The organism is Luteitalea pratensis, from assembly GCF_001618865.1.
GTDB lineage: Bacteria > Acidobacteriota > Vicinamibacteria > Vicinamibacterales > Vicinamibacteraceae > Luteitalea > Luteitalea pratensis.
On the sequence record NZ_CP015136.1, the window covers coordinates 1,133,037 to 1,146,129 of the forward strand.

The window sequence follows — 13,093 nt, forward strand, 5'->3', positions numbered from 1 at the left end:
GGACGCACTGCGGGAGACATGGCAGCGATGCGTGGCGGTGCTTCAGGGGCGCCGCCGCGATCTGGACTTCGACGACGAACTCCAGACCCACCTCCAGTTGGCGACCGACGAGCTCGTGGCACGCGGTGTCGATGGCGAGGAAGCGCGCCGCCGCGCCGCGGTGGCGATCGGCGGACTGGACGCGGCGCGTGAGGCACATCGAGACGCGCGCGGCCTGCCGTTGCTGGAGAGCGCGTGGGCCGACGTCCGGTACGGCGTGCGGCGGCTGATCAAGGCGCCGGCCTTCACGCTGTGCGTCGCCGTCATTCTGGCCGTCGGCATCGGCGCGAATACGGCCATGTTCAGCGTCGTGAATGCGATCGTATTGCGTCCGCTGCCGTTTGCCGCCGCCGACCGCCTCGTCTGGATCGCTCCGGATACGCGAGACGAGGGGATGAGCGCGCGCACGTATCCCATCCGTGTCGTGGAGGAGATGCAGCGCAACAGCAGCACGCTGGATGGCGTGACGGGCTACTTCGCGTTCTTCGGCTTTGCCAGCTACACGCTCACCGGCCGCGGTGACGCGGAGCGCCTGATCGGCGTGCCCGTCGGTCCGCAGTTCTTCGAGATGCTCGGCGTGGCGCCGGCGATCGGGCGCGGCTTCACTGCGCAAGAACTCGCTCCAAACGGCCCGCGAGCGGCCCTCATCACGCACGCGACCTGGCAAAGGACGTTCGCGGGTAACGCGGCCATCGTCGGGCAGCCCGTCACGCTCAGCGGGCAGCCCGTCACGGTCGTCGGTGTCTTGCCGGCGGCCTTCGACTTCGGCTCGGTGTTCGTGCCAGGCACCCGGGTGGACATGTTCGTGCCCGCCAACTATGCAGAGATGCGGGAGTGGGGCAACGTGTTGGCTGTGGTCGGCAGGCTCGCGCCAGGTGCGTCACTGGAAGCAGTCCGGACGGAATTTCGATCGCTCATGCCGCGCATCGGCACGAACCTCGGGACGTTTCTCAACCAGACGGCAGTGATCACGCCACTCGAAGAGCACGTCAACGGCCGCATCGAGCGATCCCTGCTGGTGTTGTGGGGCGCGGCAGGTCTCGTACTGCTCATCGCCTGTGCCAATCTCGCAGGGCTGCTCCTGGCCAGGACGTCGGCCCGCAGCAAGGAGATCGCGGTGCGCTTGGCGCTAGGCGCCAGTCGGTCACGGATTGTCCGGCAGATCGTCACCGAGAGTACTGTCCTGTCGGTCATCGGCGCTGGTCTGGGAATTCCACTCGCGTATGGCCTGGTGAGCTACCTCAAGTCGCTGCCCGGGCTGAGCCTGCCCCTCCTGCACCGGGTCGAGGTCGACGGCATGGCCCTGCTCTTCACGGCGTTGGTCGCAGTGGGGTCTGGCGTGGCGTTCGGCCTGCTGCCCGCCAGACGGATCGCCTCCGGAGACTCGCAGCAGTCCATGCGCGATCAAACGCGTGGCTCCACCCGCGGACGAGGCCATGCGCGGCTGCGGTCCACGCTGGTGGTCGTGGAGATCGCGCTTGCCTGCGTGCTGCTGGTCGGCGCCGGCCTCCTGCTGCGCACGTTCCTCCGTGTCCAGGCCGTCAACCTGGGATTCGCGCCGTCGCAAGCCTTTGCCATGCGCGTGAACACCAGTGCCGACATGGACCGCAAGGCGCGGCACGTGTTGCTGCGGGAGATGCTTCGCCGCCTGAGGAATGCCCCTGGCATCGAGGCAGCGGCGCTGAGCGATGGACTGCCGCTCGATCGCAACCGCACGTGGTCCGTCAGCGCTCCAGGGCGGGAGGTCAGGCCCGGCGAGACGCTGCTCGCGTTTGTCTACATCACAGGCCCGGAGTTCTTCAAGACCATGGGCATGCGGCTCACCAGCGGCCGCGACCTGGCCGAGACCGATCGGTCCGACAACGAGCCGGTGATGGTCGTCAGCGAGAGCCTGGCGCGTGCGCTCTACCCGGGGCAGGACGCCGTCGGGCGCATGGCCCAGCGTGGACCTGGGCTGGTGCGGATCGTCGGCGTCGTCAGCGACATCCGGCAGACGAGCCTGGAGGCGCAGGGCGCGCTGCACATGTACCTGCCCTACGAGCAGGTCGGGGATGGAGGGCTCGATCTCATCGTCCGCTCCTCGCTTCCCGCGGCGTCTGCCGGCACGACGGTGCGCCGCACGACCGGGGAACTCGATCCGACGCTGTCAGCGACGGACCTCCGGTCGCTGGACGACCTGATCGAACGTGCCATCTCGCCGCGTCGCTTCCTGGTGTGGCTGCTCGGCGCGTTTGCCGTCATTGCGCTGGTTCTCGCGTCGCTGGGCATCTACAGCACCGTGGCCTTCAGCGTCGGCGAACGTGTCCGCGAGTTCGGCGTGCGCATGGCGCTGGGCGCGACTGCGGCAGACATCAGCCGTGGCGTGCTGGCGCAGACGGCCACACTGGCAGCTGTTGGCGTGACGATCGGCGGCCTCGTGTCGCTATGGCTGGCGCGGCTCATGACGGCCCTGCTCTACGAGACCTCCTCGACAGACGTCGCCACGTTCGTGCTGACGGCGCTGGTGCTCTCCACCGTCGCCATGGTCGCTGGCTACGTTCCCGCGGCGCGCGCGGCCCGCGTGTCGCCCATGGCTGCGCTACGAAACGAGTAGGTCAGGACGAGCGAATCTGTGTGACGCATGACCTTGCCGTTCAGTCGGCAGTTCGCTACTTTCGCGGCGAGCGTCGATAACCGACGGCTGGGGTGGTGCACGTGTGACCATTGACCCTTCCCGCCACATTCATGGAATGTGGCCGGAAGTGTCAGCGGCCGGTTACGGCGTGGCTCCTGGTCGGCATTTTCGAATCCGTCGAGCTCAGCCGATCCGTCGAGTACAAGTGTTCCGCGCCACGCATCGGCGCCCCTGGATGGACGTACACTGCACCACGCACGCACATGTCGTTGTCGGCCGGCACGCGAATCGGCCCGTACGAGATCGTGGTGCCGCTCGGGGCAGGCGCCATGGGGGACGTCTACCGCGCGCGCGACACGCGTCTGGCCCGCATGGTCGCGATCAAGGTCCTGGCGCGCACCGACGCACGCCGAATCGCCCGCCTCGAACGTGAGGCCCGCGCCATCTCACGCGTAAGCCATCGCTACATTTGCGCGCTACACGACATCGGACGCCAGGACGGGCTCGAGTACCTGGTGATGGAGTATCTCGAAGGCGAGACGCTGGCCCGGCGGCTCGAAGGCGGCGCCCTGCAACTCGACGAGGCGCTCTCCATCGGCATCCAGATGTGCGAGGCCCTGGATGCGGCGCACTCGGCCGGCGTCATCCACCGCGATCTGAAGCCGAGCAACGTCATGCTGACCCCGGGCGGCGTGAAGCTGCTCGATTTCGGCCTGGCCAAGCTGCACGACCCCGAACCGGACCCGAACCTGCCGGCTTCCACACAGAGTCGCTTCAGCACCGAAGACGGCGCGGTCGTGGGCACGTATCCGTACATGGCGCCCGAGCAGGTCGCGGGTGGCCATGTCGATGGCCGCGCGGACATCTTTGCGCTGGGCGTCGTGATCTACGAGATGGCGTCGGGCGTGCGTCCATTCGACGCGCCGACGCGGGCCGAAGTGGCGGCTGCGATTCTCACGCGGACGCCGCCCGTCCTTTCAAGCCTCTGTTCCCATGTGCCGGCGGCGCTCGATCGTGCCGTCCAACGATGCCTGGCCAAGGATCCGGAAGCGCGCTGGCAGACGGCGCGTGACCTCGCGTCGGAGCTGCGCTGGATCGCGGGAGAGGTCGAAGCCGGCCGTCCCGATCGACCCGCATCGCCGCACGAGGCCACGCCGCGGCGGCGACTCCTTGCGTGGGCAGGAATCGGTAGCGTCGCCGGGCTGGCGGTGGGTGCCGTCGTGCTGTGGGGCTTGATCGCGAGTGGCCTGGTGCGCCGCACTGCTCCCATCCCGCGGTTCACTCAGCTGACATTTCGTTCGGGCACGATTCCCGCTGCCCGATTCGCCCCGGACGGCGAGACGATCATCTATAGCGCCGCCTGGCACGATCAGCCGTATGGGTTGTACATGTCGCGGACGGGCAGTGCCGAAGCACGCGCGCTCGGCATCACCGGCGCGAAGCTCCTGGCCGTCTCGACATCGGGCGAACTGGCCTTGCTGCGGGGAGGCCATGGCACCCTGAGTTTCTTCGGTCGCGGCGCCGGCACACTTGCTCGCGTGTCGCTTGCGGGCGGCGCACCGCGGGACGTGCTCGACCAGGTGGTGTCGGCCGACTGGGTGCCGGGCACCGACCAACTCGTCGTGTCCCGAACCGGTGGCCACGTCGAGTTCCCGATCGGGACGAGGATCTACAAGTCATCGTCGGGCGGAGTCCGGGCCGTGCGGGTGGCACCGAGCGGCGACCGCGTGGCGTTGCTACAGGGGGGTGCAGGAGGTACGAGTGTCATCATCCTCGATCGATCGGGCAGGACGATCGCGTCGAGCTCGTGGAGCGATGCGGGTAACGTCACGTGGTCGCCGGACGGACAGGAGGTCTGGTTCAGCGCGAACCGGCGGTATGCGTCGCCCGTGTTGTGGGCCATGTCGACGACAGGAGAGATCAGGGTCCTGGTGCCGACCCCCCCTGAGATGCACATCATCCAGGACGTGTTCCACGACGGTCGCATCCTCGTCGCGACGCACATGCGCCAGCACGGCCTGTGCTGCGTAGGTTCGGACACGCCTCCTCGCGAGTTGGCGTGGTTCGACTTCTCGATACCAGAAGCGCTGTCGGCCGGCGGCACCACCGTGGTCTTCGGCGACAGGCCCGCCGGCGCTCCCGGCACGGCCTACCTGCGCAAGACCGACGGGAGCGACGCGATCCGGCTCGGCGAGGGATACCCGGAGGACCTGTCACCCGACGGCAATTCCGTGCTCGTTGGTATCAGGACCGGAGCCGCACATTGGGCCATCCTCCCGACCGGTTCCGGTTCGTCGAGATCGTTGCCGCGGGGACAACTCGAGAGACTGGGTGAGGCCAATTTCCTGCCTGACGGGCGGCACATCGCCTTCTGGGGCGCCGAGCGAGGCCGCGCCGGACGCATCTTCGTGCAAGACCTCGATGACGGCTCCGAGCCTCGCGCGATCTCTCCCGAAGGCGTCGGGACGAACGCACTGGCCACGCCGGACGGACGATTCGTCTGGGGCGCCTCGTCCGTCTCCGGTCACGCGCTCTATCCGGTGGGCGAAGGTCGCCCGCGGCCGGTGCCGTTGCTGTCCACAGATGACGAGCCCTTGCAGTGGAGCACGGACGCCAGATACCTGTACGTCCGCCGCGACGACTGGCCGCCAGAGATCGACCGAATCGATACCACGACCGCCACGCGCATCCGGTGGCGAACCGTGTTTCCCAGCGACCCTGCGGGTGTCGACACCATCGGCAACATCCTGATTACCCCCGACGGGAGGCTTCACTGCTACAACTACGCGCGCCTTCTGACCAACTTGTTCATCGTGGACCAGTTCAACTAGGCAGGCGCGATCCTCATCTGAACTCGATCGTCATGTGAGGGAAAAGATGAACACCGTCGCGGAACTTTTCCGTCATCTCGACGAAGAACGACCGGCCATCGCTCAGCTGACCAGCGACCACCATCGCCTCGTTGCCGCCTCGCTGTCCGCGAGTGTCATTCCTGATGGATTCAAGGAAGAACGACGCGGAACCCACGGTCAGTGATGGCAGCGCGGCGAGTTCGCCCATCGTCAGCAGGTCGTCGGCAACCGCGGCTTCCAGCTCGGACCAGCGTACGAACCACACGGGAACCTCATCGGTACCAGACAGGAACTGTGCCGCCGGATACGGGTCGTCGAGACTGGCCCAGTTGACGCGCCCTTCGATGTGCAACTGGCAGAGGGCGGGCTGGCCGCTGAAATCGAGGAAGTCGAGCAGGTTGAACCCGGGCGGGATGCAGTCCGGCGAGCGGTAGAACACGATCACGGCCCACTCGTCCGTATGCGGCTGAAACCCTCGCGCGAGGTTTGCGTAATACGGTGGCTGGATGTCTTCGGGAATGCGCATGTGAATCTGCGCCTGGAGCGGAGCCGAGGCTGCGAGGACGGCAGCCATCACACCGACCAGCGTCATTCGCGTTCGTGCCTGCATGATTGTCTCCTTCCGCCGATGGCTGCCACTCTCAAGAACCATTCTCGCGTGGCGGCATGGCGATGACGCGACGCTACGCCGAGCGCCACCGGAAGTCGCAGGAGGGAGGTAGCATTACGTCAGGATTTCTTCAGGACAACCGTCATGCGGGTCGCCTTCGGTGAATTCCTGCTCGACTCAGAGACCCGCGAACTGTGCCGCGCCGGTCGAGCCCTGGATCTCACACCGAAAGCCTTTGATCTCCTGGCGATGCTGATCGCGAACCGGCCAAGGATCGTGACGAAGGCCGAACTCCAGGAACGTTTGTGGCCCGACAGCTTCGTTGTCGACAAGAACCTCGCCAACCTCGTGTCCGAGATCCGTGACGCACTCGGCGAGGATGCTTCCAACCCTCGCATCATCCGCACGGCCCATCGGGTCGGCTATGCGTTCCAGCACCGCGACGGCAGGGACGAGCCGCGGCATCAGTCCGCCCGCAGGAACGAGCGCATCTTCCGGCTCATGTGGGATGACCAGCACATCACGCTCGAAGAGGGCGAGTACGTGATCGGCCGCGATCCGGATGCCGACGTGTACGTGGATTCGCCGAGCGTGTCGCGACGACATGCGGTGCTGAGAATCACGGGGCACCAGGCGTGCGTCGAGGATCTTGGCAGCCGAAACGGCACCTTCGTGGGCGATCGCCGCATCGACAGTTCGTCAGCGCTCCAGAACGGAGATGCCATTCGAGTCGGTTCGGTGGTGCTGACGTTCCGCGCCGTCGTTGCGCCCGGATCGACGAAGTCCGCCGGCTAGCTTCGCGCGGCGCGTGGTTCCCGAAAGGCGTCCGGAACGCTTCTGGACGGCGGTCGCCAATTCGGCGCGCGAACAGGCGGCGAGCGATGGAGGCACGCAGCCGACCGAGGTCATCCGAGAGCGAGCCGGGACGAGGATCGTCCCGGCCGGATCAGTGACGGCCGCGACGGCTACTTCGCCGGATGGATGCGGTCGGCGATGGTGTCGCGGTGGAACGCCGAGTGCTGACGAATGTCGGCCCAGCCGCCGGCGGTGGCGTCTCCCGCCGATGACGCGGCCGCCCGATCGCTCGCGAAATCCTGCCAGGAGTTGTAGCGCGTGATGGTCGCGAAGGTCCAGTCGCTGCCTTCGACGTGCTGCAGCAGCACGTTGCCGGTCTGTATCTTGCCGGCTGCCCCGGTGGTGCCGAGCGATTGCAGGAGCTGCTCGCGATGACCAGCGACGGCGCGGTGGACGCCGACGATGTATACCTGACCAGGCGCCCCGCCGATGCCCATTTCCTTGGTGAACTGGCTCCACGATGGCCCGGTCGTGAACGTGTCGTTATGCCAGGCGACGAGCCCTCGCGTCGGGTCCGTCGGCGGCGCGCCTCCCGCCGTCACCTCGGCCTTCGGCCCGAGATGCTGGATGACGACGTAGTCCCAATCGTCGCCTTCCTGATGCCGGAGCACGACGAAGTGATCGGGCATCGGCGAGGTCTTGTCAGGGGTCATGAGCGACTTGGCGTGTGCGGCCGCCTGCCCTGGCGCGGACTTCGTGAAGTGGACGTGGTACAGGTCGGTCGCCGGCGGTGTGCCTTGTGCCGAGGCCACCGTTGCTGCAGCGATCCCCACGAATACGACGAGACAAACAGCCGTGAACCGCATCGGATACCTCCAGTGCTCACGCGCCGGGCATCGAACCGGATGCCGTAAAGGATGATGCTGGTTTGCCCGGGCGAGGGAGTGGGCAAACATACCACGGATGAGGTTGTGCCGAAAGCGCGGATGAGGCGAATGCTCGTCAAGGCGAGCAGCATGCCAAGGAGTCCCGAGACAGCGGCGAGCACGAGGCTCCCGGTGAGCAGCTGTCGCACGATCCGTCCAGCACTTGCCCCAACCGCTGCGCGAAGGGCCATCTCGCGCGCGCGGGCGCTGCTGCGCGCCAGCGAGAGGCTCGTGACGTTGGCAGCGGCGATCAGGAACACCAGGAACACGGCGCCGCCGAGCATCCACAGCGCCAACCGCGACTGTCGTCCCACCATGTACTGGCTCACGGGGACGACGGTGATGCCACGGCTCCTCTCGGTGGCCGGCCGCTGATCGTCGAGATGGCGCGACAGTGCGCTCATCTCCGCCTGGGCCTGCTCGAACGTTGCGGTCGGCCGAAGTCTTCCGATGACGAACCAGGTCTGTCCGCCGCGCGTGCTGGGGTGCGTCGGATGCGGTTCCCACACGTCCGCGTCGAACCTCGCAACCTGGAAGTCAGCGGGGAGGACGCCGATGATCTGCGATGGCATGCCGTTGAGCACGAGCGTGGCGCCGAGCGCTTTGGACGAGCCTCCGAATCGTGCCCGCCAGAAGCGATGACTGATCAGGACCAGTCGCTGCCGTTGCTCGGCTTCTTCGATCGAGAAGCTGCGCCCCAGGACGGGCTGGACACCGAGCAGTGGAAGCAGGTTGGGGGGAGATACTCGCGCCGACGATCTGCTCGACCCCTTCATCTCCACTCAGCAGGGTGGAGACGGAATCGAAGGTGGCCATGTCCGCGAAACTCTCACTTCGACTGCGCCACTGCTGGACATCCCACAGGGCCGATCGACCCTCGCGAAGGTTCTGCGCCGGATCCTCGGTCCACAACGTCGCCAACTGGTCGGGCGACCGATACGGAAGCGGCCGGAGCAGCACCGCGTCGAGCACGCTGAACATGGCGGTGTTCGTGCCAATCGCCAACGCCAGCGTGGCCACCGATGCGGTCGTGAACGCCGGACTCCTGCGGAGGCTGCGAAGTCCCTGGCGCACGTCACGCGCCAGACCCTCCAGCCACATGAATGACTGGACCTCCCGATACACCTCTTTCGCCTGCGTCGTGCCGCCGAAACTGCGGTGCGCGGCCCGGCGCGCCGTCTCAGGGGAAAGGCCGTGCCGGACGTACTCCTCCGTGGCTTCGGCCAGGTGGCTGGCGATCTCGTCGTCGATCTCGCGATCCACCTGCCTGGACCACACGAGGGCCCGTAGCCGGAACAGGAAGACGCGCAGGCGCGTCATGGGGTGTCCTCGGAGATCTTCAGGAAGCGTTCGACAATGCTCGCCGCACGCTGCCACTGCGCCTCTTCCTTGTCGAGTTGCTTGCGACCGGTGCGCGTGAGTGCGTAGATCTTCACGCGACGGCCGCTCTCGGATGTACCCCATTTGGACGAGATCCAGCCCATCTGCTCCAGCTTGAGCAGGGCGGGGTACAACGTGCCCTGATTGAGTGCGATCTGATTGCCGCTGATCTGCTCGACGCGTCGCGCGATGCGATACCCATGTAACGGGCCCAGGGCCTCCAGGATCTTGATGATCATCAAGCCGAGGGTGCCGTAGAGGACGTCACTCCGGTCGGGTGTCATGTGTTGGGAGCCTACATCTCGAGCTGTTGGCAGTCAACTGGTCCAGCGTTCGCTCGAAACCGGCTGCCGGCCCGGACTGGTCGGCGGAGCTGTTTCTCCTGTTGTTTTCCAAAATGAAGCCGTGTACTCTCATTTTGGAATACAACAGGAGCCTGAGATGACATCTCTCCGGCGATTCATGAAGCGCCTGGCCGCGTCGGCGCTCGGACGACGAGACGACGAGCGCATGCGGGAGGAGTTGGCCGAGCACCTGGAGATGCTCGTGCAGGAACAACTCCGCACGGGACTGCCACTCGACGAGGCGCGTCGCAGGGCGAGGCTCAAGCTGGGCGGGCCGGACGCGCTTGCCGAGGCGTACCGGGACGAGCAGCGCCTGGGCTGGTTGGAGAATCTCGGCAAGGACCTCCGCTACGGGCTCCGGAGCGTGCGCCGCAATCCGGGGCTCAGTGCGGTGGCGATCGGGACGCTCGCGCTCGGTATCGGCGCCAACCTCGCAATTTTCTCGCTCGTCAACGCAATGCTGATTCGGCCGCTGCCGTTCAGGGACGCTGAAGCGCTGGCACTGGTTCACCTGCTCATGCCGGAAGACGATGCACCTGGCGTCTACCGCCGGACAATCTGGTCGTACCCCAAGTACGAAGTCGTCCGTGCCGGCCAGCAGGTCTTCTCGGCGACCAGTCTGTTCACGGACACGGAATGGAGCCTGACGAAGGCCGGCGAGCCGGAGCGCATACAGGGCGAGGTCGTCGAGGCGGCGTATTTTCCGCTGCTCGGCATCGACGCCCGCCTTGGGCGGCTGTTCTCGGCTGATGACGATCGCGTCGGCGCGACGCCCGTGGCCGTCATCGGCCATGGCGTGTGGCAGCGCCGCTTTGGCAATGACCCGGGGGTGCTGGGGAAGGCCATCACCCTCGACGGCACCGTCCTGACCATCGTCGGCGTGACACCACAGGGATTTCGCGGCTTGTCCGGACGTGCCGAGGTGTGGCGGCCGCTGAAGCCGACCGTTCCCTTCGACCTCAACGAACCGTTCTCGCACAGCTACCACCTGATCGCGCGACGCCGGCCCGGCGTCTCACTCGAGCAGGTCGACACGGCGGTCCGGACGCTCGGCGCGCAGATTGACGCCACGTTTCCCGTGCCACGATCCGTGGGGAAGAGCGGCGTGGCTGCCGTGTCCCTCAACGATGAGCGCATCGATCCCTTGCTGCGGCGTGCAGCCCTCGTCCTTCTCGGCGCAGTGGGGCTCGTGCTGCTGATCGCGTGCGTGAATCTCGCCAATCTCACGCTCGTGCGCGGTCTCGCACGGCAGCGTGAGGTCGCGATTCGTCTCGCGCTCGGCGCCAGCCGCCTGCGCATCGGTCGCCAGTTCTTCATCGAGAGCCTGTTGCTGTCGGTGGCCGGCGCTGCGGCGGGCGCACTCGTCGCGACGCTTTCGATCCGGCTCGCATCCGCTGCCGTCCCAGACTTGAACGCCTGGCTGCATGGTCCGACCGGCGGCCTCATGCGCGTCGGCGCCTCGATGCTCGGCGTCGATACAACGGTGGCGGCCCTGGCTGTCGCGCTCGGTCTCGTCAGCGCCATGCTCTTCGGCATCGTGCCGGCATGGCAGGCAGCGCGCGGCGATCTGACGTCGCCGATGAAGCCTGTCGTCGGTGGCCATCACGCGATGGGCTCGCGCGGCCAGGCGTTTCGCAACGGCCTGCTGGTCGCCGAGGTCGCCCTGGCGCTCGTCATGCTGGTGTCGGCCGGGCTGATGCTGAAGAGCCTGATCCGTTTGAACCAGACCGACCTCGGGTTCCGCCCCGATCACGTGCTGACCTTCCAGATTGCGCTGCCAGGCGACTCGTATCCGCCAGAGCGGAGCATCCCATTCATCGAACAGCTGCTGGCGAAACTGAAGGCGCGGCCCGAAGTGCAAGCGGTTGCGTTCGGCCATTGCGCGCCGGTCATGGATCGGTGCAACGGGACGCGGGCGACCTTCCCCGATCGCGCCCCCGTGCCGGCCGGCAGCGGTCCACTCGTCGGCGTGACGTGGGTATCGCCAGGCGTCTTCGACGCGCTCGGCATCCGGCTCGTACGTGGCCGCGGGTTCACGGAACGCGATCGTCAGGGCCAGCCAAAGGTGGTGGTGATCAACGAGACGGCCGCGAAGCAACTGTGGGCCGGCGACGATCCGATCGGGAAGCGGATCAGTATCGGACAGGGCGGCTTTCGCGACGGAGCCGAGGTGATTGGCGTGGCCGCCGACGTCCGGTATCGTGCGGTGGAGACGCCACCTGGACCTGACGTCTACATCCCGGTGCTTCAATCACCGCGCCCGTTCGGCTTGATCTTCGTGCGCAGCCGGCTCCCTTCGTCCGCGCTCGTGCCGATGATTCGCCACGAGGTGGCTTCGCTCGATCGTGATCTGCCGCTCAGCGACATCAAGTCGATGGACGAACGATACGGCGAGGCGACGTGGCGGACGTGGGCGATTGGCGTGTTGCTGTCGATCTTCGCCGTGCTCGCCCTCGTCCTCGCGGTCGTCGGTGTCTTCGCGGTCCTGGCGCAGAGCGTCGCGCAGCGCACGCGCGAGATCGGCGTCCGCATGGCGCTGGGCGCAGCGCCGCACGACATCCAGCGACTGGTGCTGGGCCGTGCCGTGACGATCGCCGCCGTGGGTGTCGGCATCGGCCTGGGCGCCGCCTGGCTCTCGTCCCGGCTGCTGACGACGTTGCTGTACGAAGTCGAGCCACACGACGCAGGCGTGCTTTCGCTGGTCGCGCTGCTGCTCGTTGTCGTGACCATTGTCGCGAGTTACATACCGGCCTACCGTGCGGCGCGCGTCGATCCGCTCGAGACGGTGCGGGCCGAGTAACACGAAAGACACAAGGGAGAACGAAAAAGAAACCAGGAAATCATGAGAGACGAGACAAAAGAGAAGAGGGCAAGAAGCGACCTGCCTTCCCCCTGTCATCCTTCGGTCTCGTCCCTCTTGGCAATTCCTTGTCTCTTGTTCCCTCTCTCTTTTCACTCTTTTCAGGGGTTCGACTGATCCGCGAACGCGATCGATCCCTCGAAAGTCCCGGTGGTCGTGCCGGTGGCCGGATCGAACACGCGATGCACGATGAAAGACCCTGAGACACCCGACAAGCGGCCCGTACCACCCGTGACCGTCGCATTCTCGACGATCGTGGTGACCACGCCACGCTGCGCCTGGCCAGTGAAATGCGCGATCAGCGTCGCGCCGTTGGCCGCGGTGAAGGTGTAGGTGCCTTCGCCGGTCGAGGTCGCGAAGTTCACGGTGTGCGGAAACGTCACGGTGAACAGCCCGAGATGCGTGCCAGTTCCGGCCGCCGAGCCGTCCACCAGGGCGAACGGTGGCTGGATCGGCGTCACCGTCTGCTGACCTTCGAGACTGCCCTTGAACGGCACCAGTTGCGTGCCGGCCGACGACGCCGTCTGGTCTCCAGCGCCACCAGCGGAGGCGGTCGCTGAGCCACGGCCCTGCACGGCCGACGGGCTCGTTGGTGTGCTCGACGCATTGCAACTGGTGCACAGCACCGCAGCAGCAACGATGGCGACGGCGTACGACGTGTTCACGGGCGACC

At 66.6% G+C, this 13,093-nt stretch carries 9 protein-coding genes and 1 pseudogene; 4 read left to right on the plus strand and 6 right to left on the minus strand.

Going from position 1 to position 13,093, the window contains the following annotated elements; all coding sequences use genetic code 11:
- Nucleotides 1–31: 31 nt before the first annotated feature.
- Nucleotides 32–2,632 (plus strand): ABC transporter permease, encoded by a 2,601-nt coding sequence (locus tag LuPra_RS04785; RefSeq protein WP_157898744.1) that lies wholly within the window; start codon nucleotides 32–34, stop codon nucleotides 2,630–2,632.
- A 284-nt stretch (nucleotides 2,633–2,916) separates the two neighbouring features.
- The gene (locus LuPra_RS04790) at nucleotides 2,917–5,484 is read left to right on the plus strand and encodes a serine/threonine-protein kinase (protein ID WP_157898745.1); all 2,568 of its coding nucleotides are present in this window, start codon (nucleotides 2,917–2,919) and stop codon (nucleotides 5,482–5,484) included.
- 13 nt (nucleotides 5,485–5,497) lie between these two features.
- On the opposite strand, the gene LuPra_RS04795 is transcribed toward LuPra_RS04790, so the two are convergent.
- Entirely contained in the window at nucleotides 5,498–6,115 is a 618-nt protein-coding gene (locus tag LuPra_RS04795; protein ID WP_157898746.1) for a hypothetical protein, read from the minus strand.
- 144 nt (nucleotides 6,116–6,259) lie between these two features.
- On the opposite strand from LuPra_RS04795, the gene LuPra_RS04800 reads away from it, so the two are divergent.
- Nucleotides 6,260–6,910, plus strand: coding sequence for an FHA domain-containing protein (locus LuPra_RS04800; protein ID WP_110169698.1), 651 nt, complete (start codon nucleotides 6,260–6,262; stop codon nucleotides 6,908–6,910).
- Between the two features lie 170 nt (nucleotides 6,911–7,080).
- Here the strand turns inward: LuPra_RS04800 and LuPra_RS04805 are convergent, their stop codons facing one another.
- The 4 genes and pseudogenes from LuPra_RS04805 to LuPra_RS04815 form a co-directional block, all read right to left on the minus strand.
- Nucleotides 7,081–7,623, minus strand: coding sequence for a hypothetical protein (locus LuPra_RS04805; protein ID WP_157898747.1), 543 nt, complete (start codon nucleotides 7,621–7,623; stop codon nucleotides 7,081–7,083).
- Entirely contained in the window at nucleotides 7,620–8,612 is a 993-nt protein-coding gene (locus LuPra_RS04810) for an ABC transporter permease (protein WP_110169700.1), read from the minus strand. The genes LuPra_RS04805 and LuPra_RS04810 overlap by 4 nt, the downstream gene beginning before the upstream one ends.
- Nucleotides 8,613–8,964: 352 nt before the next feature.
- Nucleotides 8,965–9,156, minus strand: a pseudogene (locus tag LuPra_RS32980) (permease prefix domain 1-containing protein); the annotation flags it as partial.
- Nucleotides 9,153–9,500 (minus strand): PadR family transcriptional regulator, encoded by a 348-nt coding sequence (locus LuPra_RS04815; protein WP_110169701.1) that lies wholly within the window; start codon nucleotides 9,498–9,500, stop codon nucleotides 9,153–9,155. The gene LuPra_RS04815 and the pseudogene LuPra_RS32980, both read right to left, overlap by 4 nt.
- Before the next feature lie 121 nt (nucleotides 9,501–9,621).
- On the opposite strand from LuPra_RS04815, the gene LuPra_RS04820 reads away from it, so the two are divergent.
- Nucleotides 9,622–12,360, plus strand: coding sequence for an ABC transporter permease (locus LuPra_RS04820; RefSeq protein WP_157898748.1), 2,739 nt, complete (start codon nucleotides 9,622–9,624; stop codon nucleotides 12,358–12,360).
- Nucleotides 12,361–12,521: 161 nt separating this feature from the next.
- On the opposite strand, the gene LuPra_RS04825 is transcribed toward LuPra_RS04820, so the two are convergent.
- Nucleotides 12,522–13,085, minus strand: coding sequence for a hypothetical protein (locus LuPra_RS04825; protein WP_110169703.1), 564 nt, complete (start codon nucleotides 13,083–13,085; stop codon nucleotides 12,522–12,524).
- Between the last annotated feature and the right edge of the window lie 8 nt (nucleotides 13,086–13,093).

What these genes read in the sequence shown, in the direction of transcription:
- LuPra_RS04790 (WP_157898745.1), top strand. Translation starts at nt 2,917, where the DNA reads ATGTCGTTGTCGGCCGGCACGCGAATCGGCCCGTACGAGATCGTGGTG.
- LuPra_RS04795 (WP_157898746.1), bottom strand. Translation starts at nt 6,115, where the DNA reads ATGCAGGCACGAACGCGAATGACGCTGGTCGGTGTGATGGCTGCCGTC.
- LuPra_RS04800 (WP_110169698.1), top strand. Translation starts at nt 6,260, where the DNA reads ATGCGGGTCGCCTTCGGTGAATTCCTGCTCGACTCAGAGACCCGCGAA.
- LuPra_RS04805 (WP_157898747.1), bottom strand. Translation starts at nt 7,623, where the DNA reads ATGACCCCTGACAAGACCTCGCCGATGCCCGATCACTTCGTCGTGCTC.
- LuPra_RS04810 (WP_110169700.1), bottom strand. Translation starts at nt 8,612, where the DNA reads ATGAAGGGGTCGAGCAGATCGTCGGCGCGAGTATCTCCCCCCAACCTG.
- LuPra_RS04815 (WP_110169701.1), bottom strand. Translation starts at nt 9,500, where the DNA reads ATGACACCCGACCGGAGTGACGTCCTCTACGGCACCCTCGGCTTGATG.